The following is a 14609-nucleotide window of genomic DNA, read 5'->3' on the forward strand; positions in this document are numbered from 1 at the left end:
CTGAAATTTTTATGCAAAAAAATGCGTATTAACTTGGTGCCATCCCCATTGATTAGACAAAGATATGTTTATAGGGTTCACGTCCTTTGAGCTCAATAATCATGCCGACATTGTGAACACACTGTGATTCCCACAGGGCGATAGTTGAAATAGAAGAAGAAACAAAAGATTCATCAAATCTTCGGCTCGACCGCGTAGACGGTCCTGTCCTCACCGAGGGCATCCATCAGCCCGCGGTGGCGTCTCACGCAGCTCTCGCACTCACCGCAGTGGATAGGCTTTCCGTCCTCAGTGAAGCCCTTCGGCATGTAGCAGGAGTTGGAGTACTCGTACTTTGCATTCAACTCCTTCAGAAGCCTCGCGATGCCCTTCTTGTCGAGGTCTATGAGCGGTGCAACTACCTTAACCTCCGCCATCGTCCCGTACTTTAGCATCCCGTTCATCTTTTCCACGAACTCAGGTGTGTTGTCCGGGAACGTGGCGCCCTCCTCAGCGTTGAAGCCGACTATTATGTCCCCACCCCCAAGGGCATCCAGCAGGGAAGCGGCAACGCTTATGAGGACGACATTTCTAGCGGGAACCCAGACGCTCTTCGCCGTCTCCTGAGCAACACTCATGTCCTCAAGCTCTTCTCCAGTGACCTTTGGCGTCTCCCCACCGACGAGGGTTGTCCCTCTGAGCTTTGAGAACTCTTCGAGGAAGTCGAGCCTTACTATTCTCAGCGGAACGTCCAGCTCCTTCGAGAAGAAGTCCGCCACCCTGTTCGTAACCTTCTCCTCGTTGCTGCCGTAGTTAACTGTCAGCATTATGACCTCGTCGTAGTTCTTCTTCGCCCAGTAGAGGCAGGCCGTACTGTCAAGCCCGCCGCTGAAGAGAACGACCGCGCGCTTCATTCTACCACCTCCGGAAGCAGTTTAATGCCCAGTTTCTTAGCTCTCTTCCTAAGCTTCTTGTCGTAGGTTGCAAGAGCCCCAACTTCCTTAGCTATGGTCAACACCACCGAGTCGTTGTAGTGTGTTAAGGAAAGGCTTTGGAGGGTCTCAAACGCCTTTGTCAGGTACCTCCTGTCGTCTACGGGTTTTGTTCTCTCGTCTTCAACTATCTGCTCTACGAGTTCCCTGGCCTCTTCACTTGAGAAGCCGAGCTTTCTGAAGTTCCAGACGACTTCGTAAATGACAATGGTTGGCACGATCCATTTCTCCAGAGAGGGGGAGTGCAGGAGTTCAAAGGCCTCCCTGTGGCGGGGCATCTCCTCAACCGCCGCGTATAGGAAAACGTTGGTGTCTATCACGGCCTCCATGCCATTTCCTCCTCCATGGCCTCCTCTTCGAGCCTCTCAAGCTCCTCTTCGGTTATCTTCCTGCCGAGCCTGAAGGTTTTCCACTTCCTTTTGGCCCGTTTAATCACTATCTCGTCCCCCCTGAGCTCAACGTCGAGGTACTCGCCTTCCTTTATCCCGAGGGCCTTTCTTATCTCAGCTGGAATCGTTATCTGGTAGTTGCGGGTGACCTTCGTCAGTGGCATAGTATCTCACCATAATGTAGTTATTTAATGTACTAAATAAGCATTATCACTGCCCCATCGATATCACGCGATAGTTGAAGATGGTGATAATACCAGTACACCTCCTCCTGTGATTTATAACTGTTTAGGGCGGCCATTGACATTGAGAGCCGGGAAGTGTTAACAGTCTGGATTACTCCCACCAGAAACCTGTGGATTGCCAAAGGTTCATTGGGACTGTTTTAAACTCCTGTGAGGGGATACCGGTTTTTCTGGTTGATAGGGCTGTCTGGTACCCATCTGCGTTCAATAGTTTGAAGTTGCCCTTTATTCACGTGACTTTTGGACCCAGGAATTATGTTGAGCGCTGGTTTAGAACTGTTAAGGGGCGGATTAAGCGTTTCTGGAATAATTTCAGGGGTAAAGACTGGAGGAGGGTTCACAGGTTTATCTTCCTGTTTGCCTTCTGGTATAATCTCGTTAGGACGCACTCCACGCTGGATAAGCCCCCGGGCAATATTACCGAATGGTTTCAGGAGGTGATGCCCCAGTTATCCTAACAGTATCAACTAACGATAAAGAACGTAACCAACGGACCACCTATTCGTTATTTTTCCATTACCAGGAGTTTATTTATCCCTAAATAACACGATATTAAAATCATTAAATACGATTTTTTATTATTATAAAACGGAAAATTTATAAGCTTAATAGTTTAATCATGTCATGCAGAATATTACTAAGGAGATATCTATAATGTGGAGGAAAGTGCTAGGCCTGTTGATGGGATTGTTAGTCTTGGGAGCAGGTGGTGGAATGGTTAGTGCGTCAGAGCCAGAGACAAATGCTGATTATTCATTCTCGTATTACTGGAACGGACATTTCATAGGGAAAGTTGGTATAGCTTCCACGTATCTACCTAAAGTAGCGGTAATTAATCAGGATGGCCTTGCCACACCCCAACAAACTTTTGTCCTTAGAGTGAAACTCGGAAAAGGATGGAAAAGTGGATGGAATCACTATTATTACCCGGTTAGCAGTGGGCATTGGCTTTCTGTTGAGGTTGAGGTTGTAAAACCATCAACGTCCACCCATGTTGGAGTACTAACTGGGACAAATGGCATTTTTGTTGTGGAATCGGGATCCAGCGAGTCAAAAACGGAGATGGCATATAAGGAGTTCGTTAAGAATGCAGTAGACGCATTAGCGGGAATTCTTGGATTACCAAATTTTATAGATCCTCTCTTCAATATTGGGGAAAGTGAGAGGGGAAGTTATGCTATCCAAACTTCAGGGGATGTGGCCTATGACGTCAAGAAGATAACAATTAGATTCTATGGGGATTCAAGATTTAGAGGCACTGACTATGGGGCAGGGGTAACTTGGAGTATAGTAAATCCACAGGAGGCCGATTACGAATTCAGAGTAAGTGGTGGCGCAACACTATATATTGTTGGATACTCTCATAACAGCATCCCAATACTCTCCAAAATAACTCGCATTGTTCCTTCCTCTATAATTGGAAAAACCGGAAGAAGTGCAAGTGTTACAACGGTTACAAAGGTCTATTATGGAAACAAAAACAACAACTGAGGGGGATTTTTCATGAGTACACAGAGGTTTATGGCCCTTTTGGCTATTTTTATCTTATCTCTCTCTATTTTCATTCCATACTTAAAATACCAAGAGTATAAAACACGAGAGGAAATGAGATTAGACCTCAATGTCAGTGCCAAGCTGGTTGAATCCCACTTCCAAAATTACAGAGCAAGCTACAATTCTACCTCCTCCACATACCTTAACAAGAAGGTAGATGAAGATGACAGCAGAGTTGCCATTGACCGGGTATTATTGCTCAGGAGTAAGCTGATACAGCTGAACATATCCAAAAACAAAATTGAGGATGTGGATAGATGCCTCAACAAGACCTACAACTTTTATCACACGGAAGAATTTTATGATGCTCTCACACAGGCAAGGGTCTGTGCAATACTGGCATCAGACTACCTCGGTTCCCATCTCGTGGCCACTAACAGAACAGAGTTTCTTGATTATACCTTCAAAGAACTCCAGAATATCACGATCATCAAAGATGATATTGAGGGCAGATGGGAGGAGAAGATGAAAAATGGTGTGGAGTTTACAGACTACATGGTCACTGGACTAAAAATAGAACACAATTTAATCGAAGCCGAGATCTTTTTAAACAGGTCTGCTATCTCTTTGGAAAAGTTAAAACAAGAACATACCCCCACAACCCCTGAAGAGGCAGAAAACCTAACACTGTTGGGAAGCAGAATAACAAATGACTTGGAATACGCTAGGAGCTTTTTGGAGGATGCGTTAGTACTGATGAGGCACGTGAATATGGGAAACTTCCAGCCAACGGAGCTCGAAAGCGAGGTGGACATGCTCAGAAAAAATCTATCCGAAATTGATAGACCCTGCAACATCACCGTGATGATGGCTAAAGTTGCGTGCGATTGGAAGGATTATCATAAAAGGAGAGGCATCATCGCTCTTCAAAAAGGATACTACTCTGCAGCAAATTATCACCTTCTCTACAGCATTGCCATTGCAGAAGGACTTAGGGAGTTTAAAAGCTTAGCACTGGAATTCAACAGTTCAAAAAGCTTAACAGACAAAGCTAAGATTATCCTGAGGTTAAGGGGAGAAGCCATAAACAGTCTCGAAGAATGCTCTAGGGATACAATAACATCCTTATACCTAAAAGACCCTACAGGTTGGTATTTCAAACGAGCTGAAAATACCCTTCGGAATACATTAAACCCCGAAATACCCTACAGTATATACAGGACTCACGATTATGACTCCCACATTGTTTATGACTACGAGATGACAAAAGTTCTGGCTCAAAAGTTCTGTCCATATCTTACTGTAATGACAAAGGGCTATGAATGAACTAAAAACTGTGAACAATGTCTGCTTTTATTCCCTTTGTTTTCCCTCCAAGTTACCTAAGGTTAGAACCCACCGTGAAACTTAAGCGCTGTTCCCAATTAAGAATTAAATGGGGGCTTCATTCACTCCAAAGCCAGCCCCACAATTTCCCCCACGCTTAAAAACCCTTCCTCCTCAAGGTAGCGCTCAATGCCCGCGTTTATCTCCCGGAACACCTTCCAGCCGCGGAGGGAAACGGCTGTGCCAATCTGGAGCGCTGAGGCTCCAGCCAAGAGGAACTCAACTGCGTCCTGCCAGGTAGTTATTCCACCAATGCCAATCACCGGTATCTCGAGGGTTCTCGCGAGGTCGTAGACCGCCCTCAGGGAAATTGGCTTGACGCCCGGCCCGGAGTAGCCGCCGACCTTGTTGCTCAAAATCGGCCTTCTGGCGTAGACGTCTATTGCTATCGCCTTTAGGGTGTTTATCGCCGAGACTGCATCAGCTCCCGCTCTCTCTGCCGCCAAGCCGAGCTTCGTTATGTCGTCAATGTTGGGGGTGAGCTTGGCTATGACGGGCCTATCCGTCGCGTCTTTGACAGCCCTGACGACCTCATAGACGTTCTCCGGTCTCTGCCCTATCTCCATGCCGTAGCCCTTGGCGTGGGGGCAGGAGAGATTGAGCTCGAAGGCGTCAGCAACGTCGCTCAGCTTTTCAGCAAGGAATGCAAACTCCTTGGGGGTTCCGCCGAAGATAGAAACTATAAGCGGGAAGTCGAACGTGTAACCTTCAATCATCTCGAGAAAGCCCTTCCACCCCGGATTTGGGAGGCCCATCGCGTTTATCAGGCCGTGGGGGAGCTCGACTATCGTGGGGTTGTCGTAGCCCTTTCTAGGCTCGATGCCAATAGACTTGGTAACGACTCCTCCCGCGCCTTCCTCGTGCGCCCGTATCCACTGCTCGGGAACCTTGTCATTTATCCCTGATGCGAGAATGAGCGGGTTCTCGAACTTAATTCCAAAGAGCTCGAGCTTTAGGCTGGCCATCCTTACACACCATTGGCAAAAGGGCGTGGGGGAACTTAAGTTTTTTGCATCAGAAAAGCCACACCCACTGGACATGCTAATGGCGGCGGACGCGCCCGGAGGTGGGGACCCTCCCCCGCCCGGCCTCCACCGGGACTTGTTCTCCCCCGTTTGCCCCACGAGCGCCGGGCGTCCCGCCTACCGCTGCTCCCTTCCGGGCCTGACGGGGTTCGACGGGCAAAGGGTCTTGGCACGGCCCTTCAGCCGTACCCGACCCACCGCCGGCCCCGTGGGACGAGGGATCATAACTCCTCCCGGGTTCGGCCGGACGGCTTTGGGAACCGCCCTCCGGGCTTCGGCCCCCGCATATCGACGGTTTCGGGTTCCAGGGGACGCCGAACCCCCCAGCCTAGTCCGCCGCCATTGCCTATTAGATGGGGCGGGTATATAAAGATTTGGTTCTTCTGGAACTAGCACCAAACTTGCAAAGAAGCATGTTTAGAAAAGTATAGTTAAAGGGAGTTTCACTCCCCGTCTCCTTTGCTTCCCTTCATCTCTTCGAGCTTCTTTATGAGTCTGTCCACGATTTCCATGAACGCCTTCGCCGCTATCGTATCCTCGTAGAGGACTATCGGGATTCCGTTGTCGCTGGCTTCCCTCGCCTTGAGGTCGATGGGAATCTCCCCAAGGAAGTCCACGCCCTCCTTTTCGGCGAGCTTTCTCCCACCGCCCTTGCCGAAGAGGTCTATCTCGTTTCCGCAGTGCGGGCAGATGAGGTAGCTCATGTTCTCCACAACCGCTATGTACGGAACCTCCATGCGCTTCATCATGTTGACGGCCTTCCCAGTGTCGAGGAGCGCTACTTCCTGGGGCGTGGTGACGATTATGGCGGCATCGAGCGGTATGCTCTGTGTAACTGTGAGTATCTGGTCCCCCGTTCCCGGCGGGAAGTCAATTATCATGAAGTCGAGCTCTCCCCACTTCACATCCCCGAGAAGCTGCTTGACGGCCTTGGTGACCAGTGAGCCTCTCCATATGACGGGCTGATCCTCGGGGACGAGGAAGCCCATGCTCATGATCTTTATCGGAGTCGTCTGCCCCATGAAGTCGTTCATCGGCGGGAGCATCTCAAAGCTGCCGTCCTCGCGCTTTTCTGCCAGAACGTCCGCCTTGTCAACGCCGAGCATCTTGGCGACGTTTGGACCGTGTATGTCCGCATCGAGTATCCCAACAAAGTGGCCCTTCCTCGCCAGGGCCGTTGCGAGGTTGACGGCGACAGTGCTCTTCCCAACGCCACCCTTACCGCTGAGAACGGCTATCTTGTACTTCCACTTCTTCTGCTTCTCTTCAATCCTCTGGGCGAGAGGATCGGCCCCGAGGCCACCTATGTTGAGAGTAGGAGCTTTGATCGTCATCTTAAACCACCTCCAGAGGAGGTTGTTCGGTAAACTTAAAAGCTTTGCCCCAAAATTTGACAGTATTACTCATATTTGAGTACTCAAAGGGGCACCACCACCGGAACTCCCCTCACCTCGCCTATCTCAACGTCCACACCGTAGACCTCCCTGAACAGCTCGCCGTCGAGAACTTCAATTCCTCCATCTGCCATTATCTCACCGCCCTTCATGAACACGAACCTCTTCGCGAAGCGCAGCGCAAGGTTGACGTCGTGCATCACCAGAATGGAAGTCTTCCCTTCGGAAGAGAACCCACGCGCGAGCCTCATCACCTCAAGCTGGCTCTTAATATCGAGGTTGTTTGTGGGTTCGTCCATCATGAGGATTTTCGGCTCCTGCGCCAGAGCCCTCGCCACGCTAACCTTCTGGAGCTCGCCACCGCTCAGCTTGTTTGTGGTCTTGAGGGCGAGGTGTTCTATCCCGAGCTTTCTCAACGCACTCCTCACGGCTTCCACATCCCGCTTTGAAGGCCTCAGCCCCATATACGGCCTCCTCCCGAGGAGAACCGTATCAAACACCGTCATGAACCCGGGCTCAGTCCTCTGGGGAACGTAGGCCACAAGCTTCGCGAACTCGTCCCGAGGATACGCCTCGATGGGCCTTTCAAAGACCTTAACCCCCCCGCACTTGAGGATTCCGGAGAGGCACTTCAGCAAGGTGCTCTTGCCAGCGCCGTTCGGCCCGAGGATCGCGACAAACTCCCCTCCTCCTATCTCCAAGTTTATTCCCCTCAGGACTTCGGCCCCGTTGTATGAGTAGCGGAGGTTTCTTACCTCAATGACCTTCATCTCCTCCCCTCCATTCTCACCAGCAGGTAGATGAAAGCCGGAGCGCCGAGGAATGAGGTCACTATGCCAACGGGGAGCACCATTGGGGCCAGAATCAGCCTCGCAACGGTGTCCGCTGTAACAAGGAGGAGCGCACCTGCGAGGGCAGAGAGGGGCACGAGGAAGCGGTAGTCCCCTCCCGCGACGAGCCTTATCGCGTGGGGGGCTATGAGCCCGATGAAGCCTATTACCCCAACGAAGGCGACGCCCACGGCGGTTATGAGGGCCGCGAGGAACGTGGATATCAAACGAACCCTCTCGACGTCCACGCCGACGCTTTTTGCAACTTCCTCACCGACGGCTGACGCGTTAAGATCCCACCTCTTCACGACGAAGTAGATGAAGACGGGCGTGAAAACTAGGAGCATTATCATGTCCTCCCGCCAGGTGGCCCTCCCGAGGTCGCCGAAGCTCCAGTAGACCATTGCGGCAAGCTGAAGCTCGTCGGCGAAGTACTGGACGAGCGTCGTCAGCGCCACAAAGAGGGAGCTCATTGCCACCCCCGCAAGGATTATCGCTTCTGGAGAGAGCCCTTTGAGCCTCGCGAGGAGAAGAATCACGCCCACCGCAATCATGGCTCCCAGGAAAGCGAACAGCACCACCGCGTAGGGGTTATTAAGGGAGATTCTGCCGGAGCTTTCCGCGTAGCCCGCTCCGAGGATTATGGCGAGGGAAGCGCCGAACATCGCCCCGTGTGAAACCCCCATCGTGAAGGGGGTCGCCAGGGGGTTCCTCAGGAAGCCCTGCATCACTGCACCTGAAACTGCCAGCGCCGCCCCAACCAGGAGGCCGGCCACTATGCGCGGCAGGCGGATGTTCCAGACCACGAGAGAAGCACTCTCGCTCCCCCTCCCGATGAGCGCATTAAGAACCTCCCGGATGGAGAGGTAGTAAGAACCGTGGGAGAGGGAGTAGAGGCTAACCAGAACCGTAAAGAGAAATAAAAGGAGGCCGATGGAGAGCTTTCTTGCAACGTAGCCCTCGTAGTCCATAGGCATCACGGGGAAGTCGGTAGGGAATACTTAACGGTTCCGTTCTCAAGGTCTATCTTCCCGAAGCCGCCGAACTGGTTCGCCATATCCCTGTAGACGGGCTTCCCGATGAGGAAGGAGTATATCTCGTCGGCTTTCTTTGCGGGGTCAACGTCCTCGAAGCGTCCTGGATAGAGGACTTTGCCGATGTAGTAGGCATCGGCGAGGGCCGTCCCTATGTTGGTGGTGTAGAAGTTGAAGGGGAGCAGGCCGTAGAGGTTGCCGTTCTTCACGGCCTCAAGGGAGTTGTAGAAGTCGGAGTTCTCGCTGTAGTCGTCGAGGACGAGCTTTAAGCCACCCTCGTCGAGGAAGATGTAGTCGGGCTGCCACTCAAGGAGCTTCTCCTTGTCTATGGAGTGGTGGCCGGTTCCAAGTTCCTTCGCCACGTTATCCGCGTGGACTACATTGAAAGGCGGGTAATCCCCCTCGGTGCTCTCGATGCCGTGGGCGCCCTTGTAGCCTATCCCGCCGACGTAGACCCTCTTCGGCTCAACGCCCTCGGTGCGCTTCGCGAGATCGTCCTGGGTGGACTTGATGAAGTCTATGACCTCTTTGGCCCTCTTCTCCTTCCCGAGTATCCTCCCAGCGAGCTCAATGGACTTAAAGAGCTCCTCGTCCTTGAAGATGGCAAGCTGACCGTAGCTGAGAACCACAACTGGAATGCCCGTTTTCTCTTGGATTTCATCTGCGGTCTTTTTATCAACGTAGGTCAGGAATATCACGTCCGGCTTGAGGTTTATCAGTGCCTCAAAGTTGGGGAGCTTGCCCGGCCCGCCGGGCCCTATGCTCGGCAGCTCCTTAAGCTCGGGATGTGCTATGATGTAAGGCCTCCCGAAGGAGTACTTCTTCTCGAAGTCCTCGACGCCAACAACCGTATCGCTAGCGTTGAGGTAAACTATGAGCCTAAGCGCTCCGGGCCCGGCGGCGACAACCTTTGTGACCTCGGCGGGCACTTCAACCGTCCTTCCAATCGCATCGGTAACCGTCACGGTTCCCTTCCCGGTATCAGAGCCGTTGCTGCTCCCGATGCAACCGCTGACCGCTACCACGAGAAACACGAGGAAAAGCGCCAGTAGCTTCCTCATCTTCATTCCCTCCCCCCGAGTTCAACTATTCCGCGGCCGATAACGCCTAGGTACTTCTCCCCGGCGCAGGAGAGGCAGTATGGCTTTCCATCCACGTAAACGGCCCTCGTTTCCATGACGAGCTCTCCGCAACTGGAGCAGCGGAGGCTGTTGAAGATGGGCGCCTGCTCTATCGGAGGAATCTTTACCCGCTCGATTTTGAACTCCTCCCTCGGCAGGTGGAGCATCCTCATAGCGGCCTCCTCCCACAGCTCCCAGAGGCGTTTCCTCTCCTCAGGTGTCCCTTTACGCTCCTTCACGACCCTGTTGAAGAGCTCCGTAGCACCGGACGGGTAGTACTTCGCCAGTTTCTCAGCATCAGCGTAGACCCTAACCCCCTCCCAGGTCGAGCGCTTCACGAGCGTTAAAGCCGTCTTTCCGAGGTCGAGGTAGATAAGGGAGTTGTTCCCGAGTGTGCAGCCCGTTGCGACCTGGACGCCGTCCGTGAAGCAGCTGTTGACCTCGACTATCGCCAAGATCGACTCATCGACGCTTCCTGAGTAGTCAAGCCTTCCGACGCCGAGTTCCTCCATCGCCACCAGCGACGCCCTTATTCCAAGCGCGAGGTAGGGGCATACGTGCCCGTGGAACTCCCTCGCGTACTCCAGGATGCCCTCTGCATTCCTCTCCCCAACGAGTTTGTTGAGCGTGAGCATGGTATCACCAATTTGAGATAAAGTAGCACGATTTTTAACAATTTTTTAATCTGAGTGTTATGAACAAAAGGTTAAAACCCCTTCGGAGGAGAGGCACCATTTCCCAAAATGGGAGCATTATTCAGAAAATACAGAGAAGAGTGCGTGGGCTTCAGACCAGCTCCCTGCCCGTTCCTGTCATCACGAGCTTCCCGTGCTTGACCCCCTTGAGGCTGAGCAGTCTGTCCGCTATCTCCTTTATCCTGCTCGCTTTCCCCTTGACGATGACGACCTCGAGGCAGTTGTGCTCGTCCATGTGGACGTGTATGCTCGACACTATCTCCGTCAAGTAGTCGTGCTGGAGGTCGAGGAGCTCCTTAACAACCTCCGCCTCATCGTGGTTGTAGAGGAGGGTTATCGTTCCCGCCACTTCCCTATCACCTTCCTCCCACTCGTGGCGGATTATAAAATCTCTCATCATGTCCCTTATGGCCTCGCTCCTGTTCACGTACCCCTTATCCTCGATTATCCTGTCGAACCTGTCAAGAAGCTCCTTGGGAACGGAGACACCGAAACGTATTACACTCATGAACATCCCCCTCCAAAGTACGTCAACATTCTTTTTTAAATTTAGTTTAACCTTCGGTTCTGAACCTCTGCGGAAGCCTACAGGCCGCGGTGGATTCTCCGGAGGTCATCCCTCGTGTTCACGTTGAAGAAGCTCTCCCTCCACTCCGCGGGCAGCTCTTCTATTTCAAGGTAGCAGGCGTCGCTCTCCCTTATCGCCTGGTTTATCGCGTAGTTTCCTGCCGCTATCTGTTCTCCCAGGAGCTTTTGGAACCCCTTGGAATAGGCCGCGTGTAGGGGCTCAATGTAACCGTTGGCCCAGCGGGGGACGCACGCTAGCTTTTTGGTTTCGTAAAAGCGCTCTATCATGTAATCAACGAACTCGGGAACGAGGAGGGGCATGTCTCCGGCGACCACGAAGGCATCGCCCATATCCAGTGCGGTGTAAACCCCCCCTATCGGGCCCACGGTGAGTTTGTCCACCACAACAGCGTAGCCAAGTTTCTCCAGCTCCCCGACGTTCTCGGGGGAGGTCACCAGAACTATCTCCCTAATTCCTGCGGCTCTTTCGAGCCTCTCAAGCGCGTGGAGCAGAAGAGGTTTGCCACCGACCCTGAAGAGCAGCTTGTTACCCCTGAAACGCGTCCCTCTTCCCCCTGCGAGCACCGCGCCTATCATTGTGCTCCCCTAAAAAGATTGGGGAGGAACGTTATAAACCTGCCCTTTGGAGTTCCCTTAACTCTTCGAGCCTCAAAAGAACCTCTTCCCTGTTTCTTATAAGGTTCTGCCTGGCGACCTCTTTTCCGTCCTTAAGGTAGACCAGTGTCGGGACGTTGAGGACGTCAAAGCGGTTCACCAGGTCGCTCCACTCCTCCGCATTCACGTGGATTACTTTAATTTCAGGGAACTCCTCGCTGACCTCCTTCATAAAGTTCTCCACAAGCCTGCACGGGGGACAGCCTGGGATTGAGAACCACAGCACAGCCTTCCCTTTTTCGAAGTCCACCTTTCCGTCGTACTCGACTATCATCTCGACCACCTCAAACGTTTGCCCTCTTCAGGAGCAGGGAGTTCGTGACGACGCTCACGCTGCTTACGCTCATCGCACCTGCGGCCCACTCGGGCTGGAACTCAATTCCGAAGAGGAGGAACGCCAGCCCCGCCGCGAAGGGTATGAGCATCGTGTTGTAGAACATGGCCCAGAAGATGTTCTGCTTTATCTTCCCGAGTGTCCTCTGGCTGAGCTTTATGGCCTTAACCACGTCCCTCGGGTCGTTTTTCATGAGCACGATGTCGCCGCTCTCCATCGCTATGTCCGTCGCGTTCCCGACCGCTACCCCTATGTCGGCCTGTGCCAGGGCCGGAGCGTCGTTGATACCATCTCCCACGAAGATAACTATCTCGCCCTTCTCCTGGAGTTTCTTCACCTCGTTGGCCTTGTCTCCCGGCAGAACCTCTGCCAGAATGTAGTCCACGCCGAGGGTTCTCCCTATTGCCTCCGCCGTCCTCCTGTTGTCGCCGGTAATCATGCCGACCTTCTTGCCCATCCTGTGGAGCTCCTCGATGGCCTCCCTGGCGCCTTCTTTTATCGTGTCCGCTATTCCGAGAATGCCCGCTATCTGCTCGTCTATCGCCACAACGACAGCAGTCTTGGCCTCGTTTTCGAGCCTCTGGAGGGTCTCCTCCACCGCTCCAAGGTTGAGGCCCCTCTCCACCATAAGTTTCCTGTTTCCAGCCAATACCTCCTTTCCTCCGATAACGGCCCTGACTCCTTTCCCAGTAATCGCCTCAAACTCCGCCGGCTCCTCAACCTCAAGCCCGAGCTCCTTCGCCTTCCTCACAACTGCCTCTCCCAGCGGGTGCTCGGAGCGCTTTTCAGCCGAAGCGACGAGCCTAAGGAACTCCTCTTCACTCATTCCAAGCGCGATGACGTCTGTAACCTCCGGCTGTCCCTTGGTGAGCGTTCCCGTCTTGTCGAAAAGAACGACGGTTGCCTTCCTCGCTATCTCCAGCACCTCTCCGTTCTTTATGAGGATGCCCATCTCAGCCCCTTTTCCCATCCCGACGGTCAGGGCCGTTGGGGTCGCCAATCCGAAGGCACAGGGGCAGGCTATGACGAGGACGCTGAGGAGCGTCGTGAAGGCAAATAGTACCGGCTCGTCCGCGATGAAGTACCAGTAGGCGAAGGAAAGGAGGGCTATCGTGAGCACCGCCGGGATGAAATAGGCCACGATTCTGTCAGCGAGCCGCTGTATCGGCGGCTTCGTGTTCTGTGCCTCCTCGACGAGCCTTATTATCTGGGCCAGAACCGTGTCCCTGCCAACGCGCTTTGCCTCAACCTTAAGCACGGAGTTCCTGTTTATCGTTCCGCCTATGACCTCGTCGCCCTTCCTCTTCAGGTTGGGCACCGGTTCGCCGGTTATCATCGACTCGTCGACGTAGCTCTCGCCCTCGAGGACAACCCCGTCAACCGGAATTCTCTCGCCGGGTTTGACTATCACGATGTCGCCGACTTTTACCTCACCTATCGGAACCTCGATCTCCTTCCCGTCCATTAAAACCAGGGCTTTCTTCGCCTGAAGACCCATGAGCTTCTTTATGGCCTCGCTTGTCCTCCCTTTCGCCCTCGTCTCAAGGAACCTGCCGAGCAGAAGGAAGGCCATGAGAAGAACGCTGGCCTCGTAGAAGTTGAACTCCTCAGGAATTATCCCGATGGTTGCCAGGACGCTCGCAAAGTATGCCGAACCTATGCCGAGGGAGTACATGACCTCCATCGTCAGCGTTTTATGCTTGAGCGAGGAGATCGCCTTCCCGAATATCCCCCTCCCCGCGTAGGCTATTGCTACCGTTGCCAGGACGAACTGGATCGGCATTAGGTATGGTATCTCTATCCCAAAACGGTCCACCTGCATGGAGGCGAAGAGCGCTATCCCGATGCTCCACGCAACGGCCAGCTTCTTCTTCATGTCCCTGAGGGCCTTTTCCCTAAGCTCCCTCTCGACGTCGTGGGTCTCTTCTCCCTCCACACCAATGAACTGGTAGCCGACGCTCTCAACGGCCTTCCTGATGTCCTCCAGATCTACAACGCTCGGCTCATAGCTTACTTTTGCGGTCTCCGTTCCGAGGTTGACGCTTGCTTCTAGAACACCCGGGAGTTCTTTAAGGGCCGCCTCTATCGTCTTGGCACACATGGCACAGGTCATTCCACCTATCTTGACCACCACATCCTTCCTCTCGCGAACCACTGTGTAGCCGACGTCCTCAATGGCCTTGATAATCCGGTTCAAACCGACCTCGGACTCGTTGAAGCTGACGAAGACAGTTTCTGTTCCTAGATTTGCTTTGGCGTCCTTCACGCCCGGAAGTTCCTTTAGGGCGGTCTCTATGGTTTTAACGCACATGGCACACGTCATACCGTTGACCTTGAGAGTGATCTCCATTTTCTTCACCGATAGTTATTACGCTGCCAGCCTTATGGGGGTTATTTTTTACACTTTGAAAAATTCAAGCGAAGAATTTTTATAGTTTGAAAACAAGAT

At 52.9% G+C, this 14609-nt stretch carries 15 protein-coding genes, 1 other RNA gene and 1 pseudogene; 3 read left to right on the plus strand and 14 right to left on the minus strand.

The window, feature by feature from the left end:
* Positions 1 to 173: 173 nt before the first annotated feature.
* From queC to PFER_RS00050, 3 genes are read right to left on the minus strand one after another with little or no spacing between them, the layout of a single operon-like run.
* Complete coding sequence (gene queC / locus PFER_RS00040) at positions 174 to 893, minus strand: 7-cyano-7-deazaguanine synthase QueC (RefSeq protein WP_048147714.1); 720 nt, start codon at positions 891 to 893, stop codon at positions 174 to 176.
* Positions 890 to 1300: a PIN domain-containing protein gene (locus tag PFER_RS00045; protein ID WP_048147717.1), complete on the minus strand. Its 411-nt coding sequence runs from the start codon at positions 1298 to 1300 to the stop codon at positions 890 to 892. Before PFER_RS00045 ends, queC begins: the two co-directional genes overlap by 4 nt.
* Positions 1288 to 1524: an AbrB/MazE/SpoVT family DNA-binding domain-containing protein gene (locus PFER_RS00050; protein ID WP_011251211.1), complete on the minus strand. Its 237-nt coding sequence runs from the start codon at positions 1522 to 1524 to the stop codon at positions 1288 to 1290. Before PFER_RS00050 ends, PFER_RS00045 begins: the two co-directional genes overlap by 13 nt.
* A 129-nt stretch (positions 1525 to 1653) precedes the next feature.
* On the opposite strand from PFER_RS00050, the pseudogene PFER_RS00055 reads away from it, so the two are divergent.
* From PFER_RS00055 to PFER_RS00065, 3 genes and pseudogenes are all read left to right on the plus strand, one after another.
* A pseudogene (locus tag PFER_RS00055) lies at positions 1654 to 2063 on the plus strand (IS6 family transposase); the annotation flags it as partial.
* A gap of 166 nt (positions 2064 to 2229) precedes the next feature.
* Positions 2230 to 3096: a hypothetical protein gene (locus tag PFER_RS00060; protein ID WP_157254959.1), complete on the plus strand. Its 867-nt coding sequence runs from the start codon at positions 2230 to 2232 to the stop codon at positions 3094 to 3096.
* 12 nt (positions 3097 to 3108) lie between these two features.
* On the plus strand, positions 3109 to 4425 hold the full coding sequence (locus PFER_RS00065) for a 1-deoxy-D-xylulose-5-phosphate synthase (RefSeq protein WP_245612362.1): 1317 nt from the start codon (positions 3109 to 3111) through the stop codon (positions 4423 to 4425).
* Positions 4426 to 4547: 122 nt separating this feature from the next.
* On the opposite strand, the gene PFER_RS00070 is transcribed toward PFER_RS00065, so the two are convergent.
* From PFER_RS00070 to PFER_RS00115, 11 genes are all read right to left on the minus strand, one after another.
* Positions 4548 to 5450 carry a dihydroorotate dehydrogenase gene (locus PFER_RS00070; protein WP_048147721.1) on the minus strand — a complete coding sequence of 301 codons (903 nt, stop codon included), beginning with the start codon at positions 5448 to 5450 and terminating at the stop codon, positions 4548 to 4550.
* Between the two features lie 83 nt (positions 5451 to 5533).
* Positions 5534 to 5849, minus strand: an RNA gene (ffs, locus tag PFER_RS11960) — signal recognition particle sRNA.
* Positions 5850 to 5953: 104 nt separating this feature from the next.
* Positions 5954 to 6844: an Mrp/NBP35 family ATP-binding protein gene (locus PFER_RS00075; RefSeq protein ID WP_048147723.1), complete on the minus strand. Its 891-nt coding sequence runs from the start codon at positions 6842 to 6844 to the stop codon at positions 5954 to 5956.
* 83 nt (positions 6845 to 6927) lie between these two features.
* A complete protein-coding gene (locus PFER_RS00080) occupies positions 6928 to 7674 on the minus strand; it encodes an ABC transporter ATP-binding protein (protein WP_048147724.1) in 747 nt (248 codons plus the stop codon).
* Positions 7671 to 8705 carry a FecCD family ABC transporter permease gene (locus PFER_RS00085; RefSeq protein ID WP_048147727.1) on the minus strand — a complete coding sequence of 345 codons (1035 nt, stop codon included), beginning with the start codon at positions 8703 to 8705 and terminating at the stop codon, positions 7671 to 7673. The genes PFER_RS00080 and PFER_RS00085 overlap by 4 nt, the downstream gene beginning before the upstream one ends.
* A gap of 5 nt (positions 8706 to 8710) precedes the next feature.
* Positions 8711 to 9829: an iron ABC transporter substrate-binding protein gene (locus PFER_RS00090; protein WP_084593880.1), complete on the minus strand. Its 1119-nt coding sequence runs from the start codon at positions 9827 to 9829 to the stop codon at positions 8711 to 8713.
* Positions 9830 to 9831: 2 nt separating this feature from the next.
* Entirely contained in the window at positions 9832 to 10524 is a 693-nt protein-coding gene (locus PFER_RS00095; RefSeq protein ID WP_048147730.1) for an FmdE family protein, read from the minus strand.
* A gap of 151 nt (positions 10525 to 10675) precedes the next feature.
* Positions 10676 to 11092 carry a nickel-responsive transcriptional regulator NikR gene (gene nikR / locus PFER_RS00100; protein ID WP_048147732.1) on the minus strand — a complete coding sequence of 139 codons (417 nt, stop codon included), beginning with the start codon at positions 11090 to 11092 and terminating at the stop codon, positions 10676 to 10678.
* 77 nt (positions 11093 to 11169) lie between these two features.
* Positions 11170 to 11748, minus strand: coding sequence for a molybdenum cofactor guanylyltransferase MobA (gene mobA, locus PFER_RS00105; protein WP_048147734.1), 579 nt, complete (start codon positions 11746 to 11748; stop codon positions 11170 to 11172).
* Positions 11749 to 11779: 31 nt separating this feature from the next.
* Positions 11780 to 12100, minus strand: a complete 321-nt coding sequence (locus PFER_RS00110; protein WP_048147736.1) for a thioredoxin family protein — start codon at positions 12098 to 12100, stop codon at positions 11780 to 11782.
* A gap of 10 nt (positions 12101 to 12110) precedes the next feature.
* Entirely contained in the window at positions 12111 to 14510 is a 2400-nt protein-coding gene (locus PFER_RS00115) for a heavy metal translocating P-type ATPase (RefSeq protein WP_048147738.1), read from the minus strand.
* Positions 14511 to 14609 lie beyond the last annotated feature (99 nt).

Origin of the sequence: Palaeococcus ferrophilus DSM 13482, assembly GCF_000966265.1 — an archaeon.
GTDB lineage: Archaea > Methanobacteriota_B > Thermococci > Thermococcales > Thermococcaceae > Palaeococcus > Palaeococcus ferrophilus.

Excerpts from the sequence above, each read along its gene's own strand:
- queC (WP_048147714.1), bottom strand. The coding sequence starts at position 893 with ATGAAGCGCGCGGTCGTTCTCTTCAGCGGCGGGCTTGACAGTACGGCC.
- PFER_RS00045 (WP_048147717.1), bottom strand. The coding sequence starts at position 1,300 with ATGGAGGCCGTGATAGACACCAACGTTTTCCTATACGCGGCGGTTGAG.
- PFER_RS00050 (WP_011251211.1), bottom strand. The coding sequence starts at position 1,524 with ATGCCACTGACGAAGGTCACCCGCAACTACCAGATAACGATTCCAGCT.
- PFER_RS00060 (WP_157254959.1), top strand. The coding sequence starts at position 2,230 with ATGCAGAATATTACTAAGGAGATATCTATAATGTGGAGGAAAGTGCTA.
- PFER_RS00065 (WP_245612362.1), top strand. The coding sequence starts at position 3,109 with ATGAGTACACAGAGGTTTATGGCCCTTTTGGCTATTTTTATCTTATCT.
- PFER_RS00070 (WP_048147721.1), bottom strand. The coding sequence starts at position 5,450 with ATGGCCAGCCTAAAGCTCGAGCTCTTTGGAATTAAGTTCGAGAACCCG.
- PFER_RS00075 (WP_048147723.1), bottom strand. The coding sequence starts at position 6,844 with ATGACGATCAAAGCTCCTACTCTCAACATAGGTGGCCTCGGGGCCGAT.
- PFER_RS00080 (WP_048147724.1), bottom strand. The coding sequence starts at position 7,674 with ATGAAGGTCATTGAGGTAAGAAACCTCCGCTACTCATACAACGGGGCC.
- PFER_RS00085 (WP_048147727.1), bottom strand. The coding sequence starts at position 8,705 with ATGGACTACGAGGGCTACGTTGCAAGAAAGCTCTCCATCGGCCTCCTT.
- PFER_RS00090 (WP_084593880.1), bottom strand. The coding sequence starts at position 9,829 with ATGAGGAAGCTACTGGCGCTTTTCCTCGTGTTTCTCGTGGTAGCGGTC.
- PFER_RS00095 (WP_048147730.1), bottom strand. The coding sequence starts at position 10,524 with ATGCTCACGCTCAACAAACTCGTTGGGGAGAGGAATGCAGAGGGCATC.
- nikR (WP_048147732.1), bottom strand. The coding sequence starts at position 11,092 with ATGAGTGTAATACGTTTCGGTGTCTCCGTTCCCAAGGAGCTTCTTGAC.
- mobA (WP_048147734.1), bottom strand. The coding sequence starts at position 11,748 with ATGATAGGCGCGGTGCTCGCAGGGGGAAGAGGGACGCGTTTCAGGGGT.
- PFER_RS00110 (WP_048147736.1), bottom strand. The coding sequence starts at position 12,100 with ATGATAGTCGAGTACGACGGAAAGGTGGACTTCGAAAAAGGGAAGGCT.
- PFER_RS00115 (WP_048147738.1), bottom strand. The coding sequence starts at position 14,510 with ATGGAGATCACTCTCAAGGTCAACGGTATGACGTGTGCCATGTGCGTT.